The following is a 17,091-nucleotide window of genomic DNA, read 5'->3' as shown; positions in this document are numbered from 1 at the left end:
GACATGCTAGAACCAAAGACCTAAAGCGCGGCAGGCAGATCTGAAAGATCGCCGCGCTTTAGATGGAAATGACAAGGGCCGGCGCAAGGCCGGCCCATGAAATTCTTCGGCTTGAAGGACCGCTTACTTGCAGGTTTCGATCTGCTTCAGCGCAGCCGAGATGCCCGAGAGCGAATAGCTGTAGGAGGTGCCGGTGCCCTTGCGCGAAACGGCATTGACCGTCATCGAATGACCGGTCTTCATCGCGGCGACGAGGGCCGGCTCCTGGGCAGCATTCTCGACCCAGCCGGCCTTGTCCTTGGTGAACATCACGAAGGTCTTGTTGTCGATGACGACGTTGATCTTCGAATTTTCCTTGACCGTGTAGCCCATCATCGCCTGCGGCTCGTAGGAGATGTTCTGGCCCGGACGCTGGGAGACGATGAAGAAATTGTCGCCGTGGTCGACGCTTGCCGGCTGCTTTGCCGTCGGAACGGACAGCACATAGCAGACGGTGCTGTTGCCCGACTTGTAGGAGTAGGCGCCCCATGCCTGAAACTGCTGGATGCGGTTCGGCGCGGCCTGCTGCGCTGTCGCAACTCCGGCCATAACAAGGGTGAGTGCGAGAGCGGATACGATACTTTTTACAAACATGGATTCCTGCCGGTTCTTGCGATTCAAGGCCCGAAGCGATCATAGCGGGCGCCGCATAATCACGATCTGCTTTATTTTGACTTAATTCAGGTTACCAAATGGTCAACAATAGCTGCGATTTGTATGTGCCTGTGTCATTTCAGCTCGAGTGTCAATTTTCGTCCCTTTAACGGTATCGGCCGCGACACCGTGCCCCAATGGCACTGGCCGTCCGTTCGGCTGAATTTAAGACACAAAGATTCAGGCAAGAGTTTGACCTTTCCCAAATCCGTTGTACCTCAGTAAGACTTGGAAATCCGGGACGAAATTATTGTCGCAGGGGGCTGGTGAGGAGATATGGATGCCGAGGAAAGACAGCGTTTCGCTGCCCTCGCGAAGGCCGTCGCCAGGGATCGCGACCAGCAGGCCTTTTCCATCCTGTTCGACTATTTCGCACCCCGCCTGAAAGCCTGGCTGATGCGCCAGAGGATGACATCAGGCGAGGCCGAGGAACTGGTCCAGGAGATCATGATCGTGCTCTGGCACAAGGCAGAGCTCTACGATGCCACGCGATCTTCCCTCTCGACCTGGCTTTTCCGCATTGCCCGCAACCGCCGCATCGACATGCAGCGGCGCGCCAACACCCGAATCTTCGATGAGACCGATCCGGCCCTGCAGCCGCCGGCCGATATCGGCGCGGAAGAAATCATCGCCAATGACGATCGCGACGCCAAGATACGCGCCGCCGTCGGCCAATTGCCGGAGGAACAGCGCGACATGCTGCGCGCCGCCTTCTTCCTCGGTCAATCGCATTCGGAGATCGCCGAAGCGACCGGTCTGCCGCTCGGCACGGTGAAGTCCCGTATCCGGCTTGCCTTCGGTAAACTCCGCAAGGTGCTGGAACGCGAAATCGCCTGACGCAATGTTCGCCCAAGAGGGCGCAGCGGTTTTGAGATGACGACACACATGAACCAAGCGTGTCACATCCCCGCTCGATTCGACACGCGTTAAATCGTCTTCATTGCTTCTTCCGGCCGATCGGCGAGAACGCGGTCGGCCGCTTCGTAGTGACCCGGCCGGATGTGGCCGCGCACCATCGCAAAGGCGGCCGAAAGCACGGCGATGTCGTCGGAAAAGCCGATGACCGCGAAAATATCCGGGATCATGTCGATCGGCATGACAAAATAGGCGAGTGCCGCAAGCAGCACGCCGCGCACCTTCGTCGGCGTCTTCGGATCGAGCGCGCAATAGAAACCGGCGACCACATCGCGCGAGAACGGGATCTGCCGCACCGCCCGCCGAAACGTCGGCCAGAATTTCTGCCTTACGGTTTTCTCCCGCCGGCTCTGGGTGTCCTCGTCGCCCGGCAAGAGGATTTCCCCGAATTTGACCTCGTCCATCCCTGCATCCCTTTTGTCCATGCGAACATATGGTGACGGCGCCCAGCCTTTCAATCGGCGCCTTTCAATCGGCCCCTTTCAATCGGCTCCTTTCAATCGGCTCCTTTCAAACAACACCGCGCGCCGCCGCCTTCTCCATGGCTTTGGCGAGCTTGAAATCGAGCTCCGTCAGCCCGCCGGCATCATGCGTGTTCAGCGTCACATCCACCCTGGAATAGACGTTGAACCATTCGGGATGGTGGTTGAGCTTCTCGGCCGCGAGCGCTGCCTGCGTCATGAAGCCGAAAGCCTCGACGAAATTTGCGAACTTGAACGTCTTCGATATCGACGAACCCGCATCATTGAGCACCCAGCCCGAAAGCTCGGCCAGTTGCGCCTCGGCTGCCGTCCGTTCCAGTCTTTCCATTTTCATGCCATGGTCCTCTTCTCTGTCAGACAGGTTACCGATGAAACGCATCAGCATCCTCTTCGTTTGCATGGGCAATATATGCCGTTCTCCGCTCGCCGAGGGGATTTTTGCCCATCTCGTCGCCGAGGCAGGCTTGACCGCCGGTTTTACGGTCGATTCCGCCGGCACCGGCGGCTGGCATGAAGGCGAGCCGCCCGACCGGCGTTCGATCGCCACCGCGAAAAGCCACGGCATCGACATATCGGGACAGCGCGCCCGGCGCATCCGGCCAAGGGATTTCAGGGATTTCGATCTGATCGTCGCCATGGACCGCGACAACCTGGCGGCGCTGGATAAGAGCGCGCCGCATGGGGCGAATATCCACCTTTTCGGTGATATCGCGCTGGGAACGGGAGAGGATATCCCCGATCCCTATTATGGCGGCCCTGATGGTTTCGAGCTGGTTTATACCAGGCTCTTGACCGGTTGCAGCAGCCTGCTCGAAACGCTGGGCGTCGAGCGTGCCTCGTGCAGCGGGAATACTTCCTCAGTGAGGTAAGGCCCGCCACCGACCGATTCGCGTGACGAAAGCAGCACGAAGCGCGGTGCGGTGAAGGTTGCGGTGTGGAAATTGCCGCGCCCCGCCAGATATTGCACGACATCGTCGAGCCGCGAGGATTTGAGCCGCGCCAGCGTCACATGCGGCATGAATTTGCGGGGATCCGGCGGCAGGCCGATGCGCTGGCAGATCCGCTCGATCTCGCCCTGCAGGGCATACATTTCAGGCGATTGCGAGACGCCGGCCCAGACCGAATGCGGTTTCTTCGAACCGAAGGAACCGATGCCTTCCAGGCGGAACTGGAATTCCGGCCGGTCGATCCGGTCGAGGCGTTCAACGATTTCATCGGCCGTACGGCCGTCGACATCACCGATGAAGCGCAGGGTGATGTGGTAATTCTCCACATCGATCCATCGTGCTCCGGGGAGGCCACCGCGCAGCAATGAAAGACTCATCGCCGCATTGCGCGGAATTTCGAGGGCGGTAAACAGTCTCGGCATCACGAGCACTCCCCGAATCTTTTGCAGGTGCTCACACGGAATCATGCAATCAACAACCGCGCAAGCCCCTATTTCTTCACAGAAGAAATCGTTTCGACGAAATTTGTGACAGCCGGCTCCATCTTTTCGACCATGACGTCGACACCTCTCGCATTTGGATGCATGCCGTCTTCGAGCTTCAATCCAGCCTCCAGCGCGACGCCGTCGAGGAAGAAGGCATAGAGTGGAAGCCCATGTTTTTCCGAGAGCTTCTGGTAGATCGGGTTGAATCGTGCGGCATAATCCGCTCCCATGTTCGGCGGCGCTATGATACCGGCGAGCAGCACGGCAATCCCACGCTCCTTTAGCCGGATAATCATCTGATCGAGATTCTTGGCGCTCTCCTCCGGCGGGATTCCGCGCAACGCATCATTGGCGCCAAGCTCGAGAATGACGCCATCGGTGCCGTCGGGTACCGACCAGTCGATGCGTGCAAGGCCCCCTGTCGTCGTGTCGCCGGAGACCCCGGCATTGGCAATAGTGACGTCGAGGCCCTTCGCTTTCAGGGCCGCCTGCAGCTTTTCCGGAAAGCCGTCGCCGGGCGGTAGCTGATAGCCCGCCATCAAACTGTCCCCAAAACCGACGAGATTGATCGTCCGGGCATTGGCCGCAGTGGCAAGGATCAGCGAGACGGCGATGACGGTGAATTGAAGGGCGGCAACTTTAAATCTCATCCTGGTTTCCCTAGATTGGCGAGGTGCCGTTATGCGGCCTTTCGATTACGGACTTATATAGGGCGATTTCTGTTGGCAAAAACCATTATCGAGTTGAAGGGCGCCGATCTGACTCTTGGCAGCGCAGCCGCTTCCGTCCACGTGCTGAAGGGTATAGATCTCGATATCGCTGCCGGCGAATCCGTCGGCATCGTCGGCCCTTCCGGTTCCGGCAAATCGACCCTGCTGATGGTGCTTGCCGGACTGGAGAAACTCGACAGCGGCGAGATCAACATCAATGACACGCCGCTCCATAGCCTCAGCGAGGACCAGGTCGCCGATTTCCGCGGCCGCAACATCGGCATCGTCTTCCAGTCCTTCCACCTGATCGCCAACATGACGGCGCTGGAAAACGTCGCAGTGCCGCTCGAGCTCGCCAATGTCGGCAACGCCTTCGAGATCGCCCATCGCGAGCTGAAATCGGTCGGCCTCGGTGAACGGCTGAACCACTATCCCGGTCAGCTTTCCGGCGGTGAACAGCAGCGCGTGGCGATCGCCAGGGCGCTCGCCCCGTCGCCGGCCCTGCTCATCGCCGACGAGCCGACCGGCAATCTCGATACCGAGACCGGCCGCCAGATCGCCGACCTTCTGTTCTCCAAGCAGGCCGAACGTGGCACGACCCTGCTTCTCGTCACCCATGACGTCTCGCTTGCAAACCGATGCTCGCGCCAGATTCGCGTCCGCTCCGGCCGGATCGAAGGCGACAGCGCCGCCCGCCGCAGTGAAGCGGCGATCGCATGAGGATCATCACGCCACGCGTCTCGCTCGCTTTTCGCCTGGCACTGCGCGAGCTGCGCGGCGGCATCCGCGGCTTCTACATCTTCCTTGCCTGCATCGCACTCGGCACCGGCGCGATCGCCGCCGTCAATTCCGTTTCGCAGTCGATCACCGACACGATCGCCTCGCAGGGGCAGGAGCTGTTGGCCGGCGACGTCCGCTTCGAACTCAACAACCGCGAAGCCACGCCTCAGGAAATCGGTTTCCTCGAAGGCCTCGGCACCGTTTCGGTGTCGACAGGCCTGCGCTCGATGGCCCGCAAGCCCGACGGTTCCGATCAGGCGCTGGTCGAGGTCAAGGCTGTCGATAACGCCTACCCGCTCTACGGCAAGTTCGTGGCCGAGCCGGACTATCCGCTTGCAGCGCTGCTTTCGGGCCAAGGCGGCACCTATGGTGCGGTCGCAGCGCCCCTGCTTCTCGATCGGCTCGGGCTTGCGGTCGGCGACGAATTGCTGCTCGGCAACGTCAAGCTCAGCATCACCGGCACGGTGAAAACCGAGCCGGACGCACTGTCGGAAGGTTTTGGCTTTGCGCCGCGTCTGCTCGTCAGCCGCCAGGCGCTCCAAGCCTCCGGGCTGATCCAGACGGGAAGCCTGGTCGAACATGCCTACAAGATCCGGCTGGAAGACAAGGGCGCGATGTCGGGCATCCAGGCGCGCGCCTCGAAGGAGTTCCCCTCCGCCGGCTGGGCGATCCGCACCAGCGACCGCGCCGCGCCCTCGCTCACCGAAAACATCACACGCTTCTCGCAGTTCCTGACCCTGGTCGGCCTCACCGCGCTGATCGTCGGCGGCGTCGGTGTCGCCAATGCCGTGCGCGCCTTCCTCGATTCCAAGCGCACCACCATCGCCACCTTCAAATGTCTCGGTGCACCGGCGCAGGTCGTCGTTCTGATCTATCTCTTCCAGATCGCCATCATCGCTCTCGGCGGCATCCTGATCGGCCTCGTCATCGGCGCCCTGTCGCCGATGCTTGCCGCGCAATTCCTGGCGCAATTCCTGCCGGTCTCGACGACGCCGACCCTCTACCCCGGCGCCCTGCTGCTCGCCACGCTCTTCGGCATCCTGACGACGCTCGCCTTCGCCATCCTGCCGCTCGGCCACGCCCGCGAAGTGCCGGCGACCGCCCTCTTCCGCGAGCAGGGCTTCGAGGCTCGCCACCTGCCCTCCTGGCCCTACATCCTGCTTGCCGCCCTGTTCATGGCCGCCCTTGCCGGGCTTGCCATCCTCACCGCCTATGACCGCTTCATCGCCGTCGTCTTCGTCGGCGCGATCGTCTTTGCCTTCGTCGTCCTGCGTCTGGTCGCCGCGCTGATCGCCTGGCTCGCGCGCCGCAGCCCGCGCGTCAATTCGCCGGCACTGCGGCTTGCGATCGGCAACATCCACCGCCCCGGCGCGCTGACCCCCTCGGTCGTGCTCTCGCTCGGCCTTGGCCTGGCATTGCTGGTGACGCTCACCCTGATCGACGGAAACCTGCGCCAGCAGCTGACCGGCCGGATGAACGAGGGTGCGCCGAACTTCTTCTTCGTCGATATCCAGAGCGCCGAGGTCGGCGCCTTCCGCGATCTCGTCCAGGCGCAAGCGCCCCAGGGCAAGCTTGTCGAAGTGCCGATGCTGCGCGGCCGGATCATCGCCTTCAACGGCGAGGACGTCACCAAGATGAACGTGCCGGCCGCCGGCCGCTGGGTGCTGAACGGCGATCGCGGCATCACCTATGCCGAAACCCTGCCGGAGAACGCCGCCCTCACCGAAGGCAAATGGTGGGACAAGGATTACAGCGGCGAGCCACTCGTCTCCTTCTCCTCGGAAGAGGCGCATGAGCTCGGCCTCAAGCTCGGCGATAAGGTCACCGTCAACGTGCTCGGCCGCAATATCACGGCGAAGATCGCAAATCTGCGCCGCGTCCAGTGGGAATCGCTGTCGATCAATTTCGTCATGGTCTTCTCGCCGAATACTTTCCGCGGCGCCCCGCATGCGTGGCTGGCGACGCTGACCGATCCCTCTTCGACACCGGCCGAAGATGCGGCGATCCTGAAATCCGTCACCAACACCTATCCGACGATCACCAGTGTGCGCGTCAAGGACGCGATCGATATCGTCAACCAGTTGGTCGGGCAGCTTGCAACCGCGATCCGCGCTGCGGCCTCCGTCGCCCTTTTCGCTTCGATCCTCGTCCTTGCCGGCGCGCTTGCCGCCGGAAACCGGGCACGCACCCACGACGCGGTGGTGCTGAAGACGCTCGGCGCCACCCGCGCCATGCTGATCCGCGCCTTCAGCTACGAATATCTGATCCTAGGCCTCGCGACTGCGATCTTCGCGCTGATCGCCGGCGGCGTTGCCGCCTGGTTCATCGTCGCCCGCATCATGCGTCTGCCCTCGACCTTTCTGCCCGACGTGGCGGGACTGACGCTTGTGACCGCGCTCGTCCTCACGGTCGGCATCGGCCTTATCGGCACCTGGCGCATCCTTGGGCAAAAGGCGGCCCCCGTTTTGCGCGAGCTTTGACCGGGCAGCGGCTGCCAAACCCTTCACCTTACGGCGATTTAACCGACCGAGCCTTTGCAAGCCTCTTGTTTGCGATGCGCGAAAGCCTCATATTATCCGCAGGCATGCTGGAGCTCCGCAGCGGCGCCCGGGTCGAAAACCCCGACACCGTATTTCCATCGGAGCTTGTAAGAGGAAACTATGGCTGATCTTCGTAACTATCAAAGCCGCGCTCAGACCGGCGAGATGATTGATCAAGGCCTGCGCGCTTATATGCTCAAGGTTTACAACCTGATGGCGCTGGGTCTGGCGATCACCGGTGTGGCCGCATATCTCGGATTCAACTTCGCAGTTCAGGACGGCCAGCTTACCCAGTTCGGCGTGCTCCTGTTCCAGTCGCCCTTGCGCTGGGTCGTCATCCTTGCGCCCCTTGCGGCCGTCTTCTTCCTGAGCTTCCGCATCAATAGCATGAGCGTGGCCGCCGCACAGACGACCTTCTGGGTCTATGCCGCACTGGTCGGCCTGTCGCTGTCGTCGATCTTCCTGGTCTACACCGGCCAGAGCGTCGTTCAGACCTTCTTCGTCACCGCCGCCTCCTTCGGCGCGCTGTCGCTTTACGGCTATACGACGAAGCGTGACCTGTCGGCGATGGGCTCGTTCCTGATCATGGGTCTTTTCGGCCTGATCATCGCTTCGATCGTCAACATCTTCTTGGCCTCGTCGGCCATGCAGTTTGCGATCTCGGTGATCGGCGTTCTGATCTTCGCCGGCCTCACCGCCTACGATACGCAGCGGATCAAGGAATTGTACCTGGAAGCCGATGACGTTGCCGTGGCCGGTCGCAAGGCGATCATGGGTGCGCTGACGCTCTATCTCGACTTCATCAACCTCTTCATGTTCCTGCTGCAGTTCATGGGCAACCGTAAATAAGCAGGACCGACTGAGATCGAAAAGGCGGCTTCGGCCGCCTTTTTTGTTGCGCGGTCTTTCGCGGAATGGTTTTTGGAAAGACCTTGCCCTCCCGATGGACCTGCCGCCGAAATGCCCTTCCTCCTGCGCGATGCTTCGAATGCCGATATACCCGCCATTGCCGATATCTATCGCGAATCGGTCCTGAACGGCGTCGCGAGCTATGAGATCGTCCCGCCCTCCGAGGCCGAGATGGCGCTGCGTTTTTCGGCGATCGTCGGCCAGCAATATCCCTATATCGCAGCCATCAGCACGGACGGGGCCTTGCTCGGCTACGCCTATGCCTCGGCCTTCCGCACGCGTCCTGCCTATCGCTGGCTGGTCGAGGATTCGATTTATCTGGCGCCGCAAGCCCGCGGCCGCGGTATCGGCAAGGCGCTGCTCGCCGAACTGATCATCCGCTGCACCACCCTCGGCTTTCGTCAGATGGCGGCCGTCATCGGTGGCGCCAGTCCCGCATCGATCGCGCTCCATCGCACGGCCGGCTTCGAGGAGGTCGGCCTGATGAAGGGCACCGGCTACAAGCACGGCCGCTGGCTGGATACGATGTTCATGCAGCGCGTCCTCGGTGAAGGTACGAGCACCGATCCGGACCCGTCCGTCTATCCCGGCACGCTGTAATCCGGCTTACTTGTCGACGAGCTTCAGGGCCTTGTCGAACACCTTCAGCACCTGGTTCAGCTCGTGACCGCGCTTCAGGATCGTACCGTTGGTGTTGATGACGGAATAGGCGCCCTGCTTGGCGGCGAGCTTCGGGTTTTTCTCGATGCGGAAGAGCGGCATTTCGCCGGAGCGCTTGAAAACGGAAAAGACCGCCCTGTCCTTCAGGTGATCGATGGCGTAGTCGCGCCATTCACCATCGCCGACCATCCGGCCGTAGATCCAGAGGATGGCGTCCAGTTCGCGCCGGTGGAAGGTCACCGGAAGCGGGTCCTTGCTTTGTTTGTATTCCCTGAGATCGACGACGACTGAGGAACTATGGTCGACGGAACGGCTTTCGCCGTGTCGTAAATCCGGCTGATCTGTCATCAGTCTCACAAGGCCTCCACATGTGACAGGAGGGTGACAGTTTGCCCGAGCCGCCGCAAATTGCAAGAGTGCCAACTGTCACATTCCGCCGCACTGCAGCACCGCACGTCTGTCCCGCAAGGACGCTGTAGCACTTTGAGTCAGCGCATCATGCCTTCCGAAAGTTGGGTTCGATTTTCGGAAAGCATGATGCGCTGGACAGGTCAACGCTTTCTCCGCAGCGCCGCATTTCAGTCAAAACAGCGCCTCATTTGCAGGAGATTTATGAATTCCAGTTTGGCGCCAGCGCGCCAAAGGGCCCGGCGGAGCGTATCGACCTTAACCCCAGCCCCGAATACGCTCGGCCGGGCCGCCCCAGCACTTCATCCGGAAGCGGATGGAATCTCAGATATTTTTGCCAGCCATCACCACGGTCGCGCCAAGGATCGCAGCCGGATCGCCGTCTGCAGTCGCCGATTGCAGCAGGATGGCGCAGCCCTCGAGCTGCGGCCGCTGCAGGACGCTGGCCGGCAGCGTCAGACTGGTTGCCTTGCCGTCCCACATGCCGACGGTTTCGACATTGGTGACGCTGTGCAGATAGGAGATCTTCTGGCCGCTGTTTTCGCCCTTTTCGACGTCGATCGTCTTTTCCTTGTCGAAATAGACCATCACGACATTGGCTTTGCCCTGTCCCGCGCCGATCTTGATCTCCAGCTCGTCGCCGCGCATCGCGGCACTGATCGGAACGGTCAGCCCGTTGCCTTCGCTGCTATAGGTGTCGATCTTGCTGTTGATCCCATTCAAATCGGCGCCGGCCAGATGGCCGCGTCCGTTGACGATGGCCTGCGGCGTGTAGACGTTGCTGCGGCCCATCGTCTTGGCATAGCCATACTGCCGCTCGGTGTTTTCCTTGGAGCTCAGCGTATCGGCCCAGCCGAGATAGTTCCAGTAATCGACATGATAGGCGAGCGCGATGACATCACCCTGGTTCACTAGCTTGCGGAAAGCAGCATCAGCGGGAGGACAGGAGGAGCAGCCCTGCGACGTGAAGAGTTCGACGACACCTTTCGGCGTGCCATCTTCGGCCTGCAGCGGGCCTGAGAGAACAACGCCGGCAATCAGCGGAATCAAAAAACGGGGGGACATTCACCTGCACCTCTTTTTCAGCGCCGACGGCATGTTTGAACCGCGGCCCTGACATATGAACGTACGAATAATCCTTCCGGGTCCAAACGAAAAGTCACGAACGGGTGAGACGTAGCTCGACGGGAACTTGCGTAAAACAAATCATCGTGAGCCCCGTTTAAATGGCGTCGCTGCAAAGAAAAGCCGCCGGAAACTGCTCTCCGGCGGCCATTATCGTGTGAGTCTCCTAGATCCGGATGATTTTAGGCCGACCCGGCCTTAAATCTGAATCCGGATCTACATCAAAAAAGAAGAGCATGATGTCGTCCGAAAACCGCTCACACTTTTCGGCATCATGCTCTGAAAATCAGGCAGCGAGATCGCGCAGAACCGTCTGCAGGATGCCGCCATTGTTGAGGTAGATCACCTCGTCGAGCGTATCGACGCGCGACAGCAGCGGAACCTCCTTCACGGTGCCGTCGCCATAGGTGATCCTGGCGATCTTCTTCTCGCGCGGCTTGATCTTTTCCAGACCTTCGATGGTGACGAGTTCGTCGCCCTTGAGGCCGAGGCTCTGCCAGGTCGTGCCCTCTTCGAAGACGAAGGGGATGATGCCCATGCCGACCAGGTTCGAACGATGGATGCGCTCGAAGGACTGGGCGACCACCGCCTTGACGCCGAGCAGGTTGGTGCCCTTGGCAGCCCAGTCGCGCGAGGAGCCGTTGCCGTATTCGACACCGGCGAAGATGACGAGCGGCACGCCTTCCTGCTTGTACTGCATGGCGGCGTCGTAGATCGAGGTCTCTTCCTTCGACGGGTAATGGATGGTGTAGCCACCTTCCTTGCCGTTCGGGCCGAGCATGTGGTTGCGGATGCGGATATTGGCGAAAGTGCCGCGCATCATCACTTCATGATTGCCGCGGCGCGTGCCGTACTGGTTGAAGTCGGCAACGGCGACGTCGTGGTCGATGAGATAGGCGCCGGCCGGCGATGCTGCCTTGATCGAACCGGCAGGCGAGATGTGGTCGGTGGTGATCTTGTCGCCGAACAAGCCGAGGACGCGGGCGCCCTTGATGTCGGAAACGCCGGTGCCCTTCTTGCCCATGCCGACGAAGTAGGGCGGGTTCTGCACATAGGTCGAATTGTCGTCCCAGGCATAGGTCTGGCCCGGCGGGACCTGGACGGCCTGCCAGTTGACGTCGCCCTTGAAGACGTCGGCATATTTGCTTTCGTAAAGTTCGCGGGTCACGTATTTCAGGATGAATTCCTGGACTTCCTTCGAGGTCGGCCAGATGTCCTTGAGATAAACAGGATTGCCGCTCTGGTCCTCGCCGATCGGCTCCTTGGTCAGATCCATCTGCACAGTGCCGGCAAGCGCATAAGCGACGACGAGCGGCGGAGATGCGAGGTAGTTCGCCTGCACGTCGGGCGAGATGCGGCCTTCGAAGTTGCGGTTGCCGGAGAGAACGCCGGAAACGATAAGGCCCTTGTCGTTGATCGTCTTCGAGATCGGCGCCGGCAGCGGGCCGGAATTGCCGATGCAGGTGGTGCAGCCGAAGCCGACGAGGTTGAAGCCGAGCTTGTCGAGATCGGCCTGCAGGCCCGATTTGGCGAGATATTCGCCGACGACTTGGCTTCCCGGTGCCAGCGAGGTCTTCACCCACGGCTTCGTCTTCAGGCCCTTGGCAACGGCGTTGCGGGCAAGAAGGCCGGCGGCGATCAAGACTGACGGGTTGGAGGTGTTGGTGCACGACGTGATGGCAGCGATCGCCACGTCGCCATGGCCGAGATCGAAATCCGTGCCTTCAACCGCATAGCGATTGTTCAGCTGGCCGGGCTTCTTGTAGTCGGCATCCATCGAGCCGGCAAAACCGGTCGCGATGTTTTCGAGCGAAATGCGGCCTTCCGGACGCTTCGGGCCGGCCATCGACGGCACGACGTCGCTAAGATCGAGTTCCAGCGTATCGGTGAAGACGAGCTCGGAACCGTCGCCCTCGCGCCACATGCCTTGCGCCTTCGAATAGGCTTCGACGAGGGCGATCCGGTCATGTGTGCGGCCGGACATAGTGAGATAATTGATGGTTTCGCCGTCGACCGGGAAGAAGCCGCAGGTCGCGCCGTATTCCGGGCCCATGTTGCCGATCGTCGCACGGTCGGCGAGCGGCATGTTGTCCATGCCGGGGCCGAAGAATTCGACGAACTTCGAAACTACACCCTTCTTGCGCAGCATCTGCACGACGGTGAGAACGAGGTCGGTCGCCGTGACGCCTTCCTTGAGCTTGCCGGTCAGCTTGAAGCCGATGACTTCGGGCAGCAGCATCGAGACCGGCTGGCCGAGCATCGCAGCTTCCGCTTCGATACCGCCCACACCCCAGCCGAGAACGCCGAGACCGTTGATCATCGTCGTGTGGCTGTCGGTGCCAACGCAGGTATCCGGATAGGCGATCGTCTCGCCGTCCTCTTCCTTGGTCCAAACTGTCTGGCCGAGATATTCGAGATTGACCTGATGACAGATACCGGTGCCGGGAGGCACGACGCGGAAATTCTTGAAGGCCTGCTGGCCCCACTTCAGGAAGCGGTAGCGCTCGCCGTTGCGCTGGTATTCCAGCTCGACGTTACGGGCGAAGGCCTGCGGCGTACCGAATTCGTCGACGATGACGGAGTGGTCGATGACGAGATCGACGGGAACGAGCGGGTTGATCTTCTCGGGATCGCCGCCGAGCGACACCATCGCGTCGCGCATGGCGGCAAGATCGACGACGGCGGGAACGCCGGTGAAGTCCTGCATCAGCACGCGCGCCGGGCGATAGGCGATTTCGTTTTCGACCGCACCCTTATTGTTCAGCCATTCAGCAACGGCCAGGATGTGCTCCTTGGTGACTGACTGGCCGTCTTCGAAGCGCAGCAGGTTTTCAAGCAGCACTTTCATCGAATAGGGAAGCTTCGACACGCCGGCCAGACCGTTTGCCTCAGCCTTGGGCAGGCTGTAATAGACATAGTCCTTCCCGTTGACGGAAAGCGTGGAACGACAATTGAAACTGTCAAGAGATTTAGACACGAGATACCCCGTTTCTGATAGCCAACACAGTCGTGCGAACGCCTATGCACTTAATGCACATCAGGATGCGGGTACGGCCATTTCCGCTGTCCGCACGTGGAACAGACGCTCCAAGTTCGGCGCAAGGATGAAATTCACGCCGACCGCTGGCGTGGTTGCAGGTCTTATAGATAATTTCCTAAAAACTTGCCATACCCGAGAACAGTCAAAATCGGACATTTTTTGACCCCGCCGCAAGCCGAAACCAAGAAAGAGCCGACGCATGCATCTCACCGCCGAAAATCTGGCTGCAAGGCGCGGTGAGGATCTCATTTTCGTTAACATTTCCTTTCACTTGGCAGCCGGCGAGGCGCTTGTGCTGACGGGAAAAAATGGATCGGGAAAGTCCACTTTGCTGCGTGTCGTCGCCGGCCTCCTCAGGCCGGAAAAAGGCACTGTCATATTTCACGGCGAAGAGAGCCCGGGAGGCAGGCACGCCGGGGAAGCCAGCCACTACCTTGGCCACCGAAATGCGATGAAGAATGAACTTACGGTTGCAGAAAACCTCGATTTCTGGGGCACCTTTCTCGGCAGTACAGGCTCTGCCGCCGCCCTCTCCGTAGAGGACGCCACTGACGCCGTCGGTCTTTCCGGCATCACCCACCTTCCCTTCGGTTATCTCTCCGCCGGCCAGCAGCGCCGGATAGCCTTCGCCAAACTGCTCGTCGCTTACCGCCCCGTCTGGATCCTCGATGAACCGACCGCCGCACTCGATGCCAGCGCCGACCGGCTGTTTGCCGATTTGATTGGAGCGCATCTGACAAAGGGCGGCATCGTGCTGGCGGCAACCCATCAGCCGCTCGGACTGAAGAATACGCAGGAATTGAAGATGACGGGCTTTGCCGGCGTGGATCATGGGGTATGGGGTTGATGGTCTGCGGATGTTTACGAGGGCATGGCGTAGAAACCCCTCCCCAGCCCCTCCCCACAAGGGGGAGGGGCTACTGTGCCGCGCTGTCTCGCACAAATCTCATCGTAGCAGTCGGCAGAACGATAAAAGCCTGCAAAACCTTCACTTTCGGCCACAGCCGCGGACCGCAGCTTAGCCCCTCCCCCTTGTGGGGAGGGGTTGGGGAGGGGTTTTTCTTCGCTCACAGTGAGGGGTCTTCCTCACATCCCCGCAACGAGCGCCCCGCATGACCGCCCTCTTCCTCCGCGACCTCAAACTCTCGATTCGCGCCGGCGGCGGTGCGCTGATTGGCGTGCTGTTCTTCCTGACCATCGTCGCCGTCATTCCCTTCGGCGTCGGTCCCGATCTCAAACTGCTGTCGCGCATCGGCCCCGCCATCGTCTGGATCGGCGCCCTGCTCGCCGCCCTTCTCGGCCTCGACCGCCTGTTCCAGGCCGAGCGTGACGACGGATCGCTCGACTTGATGCTGATACAGGAAACGCCGCTCGTCCTCACCGTGCTGGTCAAATGCTTCGCCCATTGGACCGCCACCAGCCTGCCGCTCGTCATCGCATCGCCGCTGCTCGGCCTCTTCATGAACATGGACGAGACGGCGATCGGCGCGACCATGTTGACGCTGCTGGTCGGCTCGCCCGCCATCACCTTCATCGGCGCCGTGGGTGCTGCCGTTGCCGTGGCGCTGCCCCGCGGCGGCCTGCTGGTCTCGATCCTCGTGCTGCCTCTGACCATTCCGGTGCTGATCTTCGGCGTCAGCGCCACCTATGCCGCAGTCGAGGATCCCGCCCCCTTCCTGCCGCCCTTCCTGATCCTCATTGCGCTGACACTCTTCTTCGCGGTCATCGGCCCGGCAGCAGCCGCCGTGGCGCTGCGAAACACAGCGGATTGATGGGCCATTCGATTGCGGGAAAAGCCGGATCAAGGTAAGGAAGCGACATGAGCGAAACGAGCCTTGCCATCAGCAAATTCAGTGATCTCGCCAACCCCACGCGGTTTCTGGCGCTGGCGGCGCGCGCCATTCCGTGGCTGGCCGGTATCACCGCCCTCTGTTTTACCGTTGGTCTCTATCTGAGCTTTGCGACCGAAGGCGACTACCAGCAGGGCGAGACCGTGCGCATCATGTATGTGCATGTGCCGTCGGCCTGGCTTTCGATGATGTGCTATACGATCATGAGCGTTTCGGCGATCGGCACTCTGGTCTGGCGCCATCCGCTGGCCGATGTCTCCGCCAAGGCCGCAGCCCCGCTCGGCGCCGCCTTCACCCTGCTCGCACTCGTCACCGGTTCGCTCTGGGGCAAGCCGATGTGGGGCACCTGGTGGGTCTGGGATGCGCGGCTGACCTCCGTCTTCGTCCTCTTCCTGATGTATCTCGGGCTGATTGCGCTCGGCCGCGCCATCGACGATCCGTCGAAGGCCGCACGCGTCAGCGCCGTGCTCATCCTCGTCGGCTTCGTCAACATCCCGATCATCAAATTCTCGGTCGAGTGGTGGAACACGCTGCACCAATCGGCAAGCGTGCTGCGCCTCGACGGCCCGGCGATCGATCCGGAATTCCTGCGGCCGCTCTTCGTCATGGCGATCGCCTTCACCCTGCTCTTCTTCACGCTGCACATCATGGCGATGAGGAACGAGATCTGGCGCCGCCGCATCGCCGCCCAGCGCCGTCTTGCCGCCCGCATGGCGAGCCGGGAGGAATAGCCGTGACGCATGCCTTCTACGTCTACGCCTCCTATGGCTTTGCGGCCCTGGTGACGATCGTCGTCACGGTCTGGACCTGGGCCGACGGCCGCGCCCGCCGCAGGGAACTTGCAGCCCTTGAGGCTGCCGGCATCCGCCGCCGCTCGGCGCGCCCCAAGGACAGTGTGGGGGATGGCGAATGAACGACACGCCGGAAAACACCGCCGCCAAGCCGTGCGGGCTGAGCCGTTACGCATTGGCGCTGCTGCCGCTCATCGTCTTCGGCGGCATTGCGGCCACGGCCGCAAAGATGCTCTACGACCAGGATTTCCATGGCAAGAACATCGCCGACATTCCCTCCGCCCTAATCGGCACCAAGGCGCCGGCGCTGAACCTGCCGCCGCTCGACGGCGCCAACCTGCCGGCGCTGACCGATGCGGCAATCAAGGGCAAGCTGACCCTCGTCAACGTCTTCGCTTCCTGGTGCCTCCCCTGCCGGGACGAGCATCCGCTATTGAAAGAGCTGGCAAAAGACGAGCGGCTGAACATCGTCGCCATCAATTACAAAGACCACAGCGACAACGCCCTGCGTTTCCTCGGCGAGCTCGGCAACCCCTTTCGGGCGATCGGCATCGATCCGAACGGCAAGGCAGCGATCGACTGGGGTGTCTACGGCATTCCGGAAAGCTATCTGGTCGGGCCAGACGGCACGATCCTCTACAAGCGCGTCGGCCCCTTCGACGATATCAGCCTGAAGGAAGGGCTTTTTCCTGCAATGGAAAAGGCGCTCGGGGAGCCGGCTTCGTAGCGATTACTCCACAAAGACCCCTCCCCAAC

General features: G+C 61.2%; 19 protein-coding genes. 11 read left to right on the top strand and 8 right to left on the bottom strand.

Annotation, left to right across the window (positions count from 1 at the left end):
• Positions 1 to 123 precede the first annotated feature (123 nt).
• Complete coding sequence (locus tag A6U98_RS10160) at positions 124 to 633, bottom strand: invasion associated locus B family protein (RefSeq protein ID WP_017962430.1); 510 nt, start codon at positions 631 to 633, stop codon at positions 124 to 126.
• A 336-nt stretch (positions 634 to 969) separates the two neighbouring features.
• On the opposite strand from A6U98_RS10160, the gene A6U98_RS10155 reads away from it, so the two are divergent.
• Positions 970 to 1,530 (top strand): sigma-70 family RNA polymerase sigma factor, encoded by a 561-nt coding sequence (locus A6U98_RS10155; RefSeq protein ID WP_064649666.1) that lies wholly within the window; start codon positions 970 to 972, stop codon positions 1,528 to 1,530.
• Positions 1,531 to 1,619: 89 nt separating this feature from the next.
• Here A6U98_RS10155 and A6U98_RS10150 read toward each other — a convergent pair whose 3' ends face one another.
• Together A6U98_RS10150 and A6U98_RS10145 are read right to left on the bottom strand one after the other, a co-directional pair.
• Positions 1,620 to 2,012 (bottom strand): YkvA family protein, encoded by a 393-nt coding sequence (locus A6U98_RS10150; protein WP_064649665.1) that lies wholly within the window; start codon positions 2,010 to 2,012, stop codon positions 1,620 to 1,622.
• Positions 2,013 to 2,118: 106 nt separating this feature from the next.
• Complete coding sequence (locus A6U98_RS10145) at positions 2,119 to 2,424, bottom strand: 4a-hydroxytetrahydrobiopterin dehydratase (RefSeq protein WP_064649778.1); 306 nt, start codon at positions 2,422 to 2,424, stop codon at positions 2,119 to 2,121.
• Positions 2,425 to 2,458: 34 nt separating this feature from the next.
• Between A6U98_RS10145 and A6U98_RS35680 the strand changes: the two genes are divergently transcribed.
• Positions 2,459 to 2,959 (top strand): low molecular weight protein-tyrosine-phosphatase, encoded by a 501-nt coding sequence (locus tag A6U98_RS35680; protein WP_082933862.1) that lies wholly within the window; start codon positions 2,459 to 2,461, stop codon positions 2,957 to 2,959.
• Here the strand turns inward: A6U98_RS35680 and thpR are convergent.
• Together thpR and A6U98_RS10130 are read right to left on the bottom strand one after the other, a co-directional pair.
• Positions 2,866 to 3,459 (bottom strand): RNA 2',3'-cyclic phosphodiesterase, encoded by a 594-nt coding sequence (gene thpR, locus A6U98_RS10135; RefSeq protein ID WP_028758047.1) that lies wholly within the window; start codon positions 3,457 to 3,459, stop codon positions 2,866 to 2,868. The genes A6U98_RS35680 and thpR overlap by 94 nt on opposite strands.
• Positions 3,460 to 3,527: 68 nt before the next feature.
• Positions 3,528 to 4,172, bottom strand: coding sequence for an arylesterase (locus A6U98_RS10130; RefSeq protein WP_064649663.1), 645 nt, complete (start codon positions 4,170 to 4,172; stop codon positions 3,528 to 3,530).
• Positions 4,173 to 4,244: 72 nt separating this feature from the next.
• Here A6U98_RS10130 and A6U98_RS10125 point away from each other — a divergent pair, with 72 nt between their 5' ends.
• The 4 genes from A6U98_RS10125 to A6U98_RS10110 all read left to right on the top strand — a co-directional run bounded on the left by A6U98_RS10125 (position 4,245) and on the right by A6U98_RS10110 (position 9,061).
• On the top strand, positions 4,245 to 4,952 hold the full coding sequence (locus A6U98_RS10125) for an ABC transporter ATP-binding protein (protein ID WP_027666930.1): 708 nt from the start codon (positions 4,245 to 4,247) through the stop codon (positions 4,950 to 4,952).
• The gene (locus tag A6U98_RS10120) at positions 4,949 to 7,492 is read left to right on the top strand and encodes an ABC transporter permease (protein WP_064649662.1); all 2,544 of its coding nucleotides are present in this window, start codon (positions 4,949 to 4,951) and stop codon (positions 7,490 to 7,492) included. Before A6U98_RS10125 ends, A6U98_RS10120 begins: the two co-directional genes overlap by 4 nt.
• A gap of 180 nt (positions 7,493 to 7,672) precedes the next feature.
• Positions 7,673 to 8,401: a Bax inhibitor-1/YccA family protein gene (locus tag A6U98_RS10115; RefSeq protein WP_003567385.1), complete on the top strand. Its 729-nt coding sequence runs from the start codon at positions 7,673 to 7,675 to the stop codon at positions 8,399 to 8,401.
• 111 nt (positions 8,402 to 8,512) lie between these two features.
• Positions 8,513 to 9,061, top strand: coding sequence for a GNAT family N-acetyltransferase (locus A6U98_RS10110; RefSeq protein WP_064649661.1), 549 nt, complete (start codon positions 8,513 to 8,515; stop codon positions 9,059 to 9,061).
• 6 nt (positions 9,062 to 9,067) lie between these two features.
• On the opposite strand, the gene A6U98_RS10105 is transcribed toward A6U98_RS10110, so the two are convergent.
• From A6U98_RS10105 to acnA, 3 genes are all read right to left on the bottom strand, one after another.
• Positions 9,068 to 9,469: a DUF2794 domain-containing protein gene (locus A6U98_RS10105; protein WP_018448249.1), complete on the bottom strand. Its 402-nt coding sequence runs from the start codon at positions 9,467 to 9,469 to the stop codon at positions 9,068 to 9,070.
• Positions 9,470 to 9,853: 384 nt separating this feature from the next.
• Positions 9,854 to 10,594, bottom strand: a complete 741-nt coding sequence (locus A6U98_RS10100; protein ID WP_064649660.1) for a thioredoxin family protein — start codon at positions 10,592 to 10,594, stop codon at positions 9,854 to 9,856.
• A gap of 346 nt (positions 10,595 to 10,940) precedes the next feature.
• On the bottom strand, positions 10,941 to 13,631 hold the full coding sequence (acnA, locus tag A6U98_RS10095; protein ID WP_064649659.1) for an aconitate hydratase AcnA: 2,691 nt from the start codon (positions 13,629 to 13,631) through the stop codon (positions 10,941 to 10,943).
• A 262-nt stretch (positions 13,632 to 13,893) separates the two neighbouring features.
• Here acnA and ccmA point away from each other — a divergent pair, with 262 nt between their 5' ends.
• From ccmA to A6U98_RS10070, 5 genes are all read left to right on the top strand, one after another.
• A complete protein-coding gene (gene ccmA, locus A6U98_RS10090; RefSeq protein ID WP_064649658.1) occupies positions 13,894 to 14,541 on the top strand; it encodes a heme ABC exporter ATP-binding protein CcmA in 648 nt (215 codons plus the stop codon).
• Positions 14,542 to 14,806: 265 nt separating this feature from the next.
• Entirely contained in the window at positions 14,807 to 15,466 is a 660-nt protein-coding gene (gene ccmB, locus A6U98_RS10085) for a heme exporter protein CcmB (RefSeq protein ID WP_064649657.1), read from the top strand.
• A 47-nt stretch (positions 15,467 to 15,513) separates the two neighbouring features.
• Complete coding sequence (locus A6U98_RS10080; protein WP_064649656.1) at positions 15,514 to 16,275, top strand: heme ABC transporter permease; 762 nt, start codon at positions 15,514 to 15,516, stop codon at positions 16,273 to 16,275.
• A gap of 2 nt (positions 16,276 to 16,277) precedes the next feature.
• Complete coding sequence (ccmD, locus tag A6U98_RS10075; RefSeq protein ID WP_064649655.1) at positions 16,278 to 16,457, top strand: heme exporter protein CcmD; 180 nt, start codon at positions 16,278 to 16,280, stop codon at positions 16,455 to 16,457.
• On the top strand, positions 16,454 to 17,062 hold the full coding sequence (locus A6U98_RS10070) for a DsbE family thiol:disulfide interchange protein (protein ID WP_064649654.1): 609 nt from the start codon (positions 16,454 to 16,456) through the stop codon (positions 17,060 to 17,062). Before ccmD ends, A6U98_RS10070 begins: the two co-directional genes overlap by 4 nt.
• Positions 17,063 to 17,091 lie beyond the last annotated feature (29 nt).

This window comes from Rhizobium sp. WYCCWR10014, assembly GCF_001657485.1.
In the GTDB taxonomy this organism is placed as follows: Bacteria; Pseudomonadota; Alphaproteobacteria; order Rhizobiales; family Rhizobiaceae; genus Rhizobium.
The sequence above is the reverse complement of the archived record's forward strand: the minus strand, read 5'-3'. Positions and strand labels throughout refer to the sequence as shown.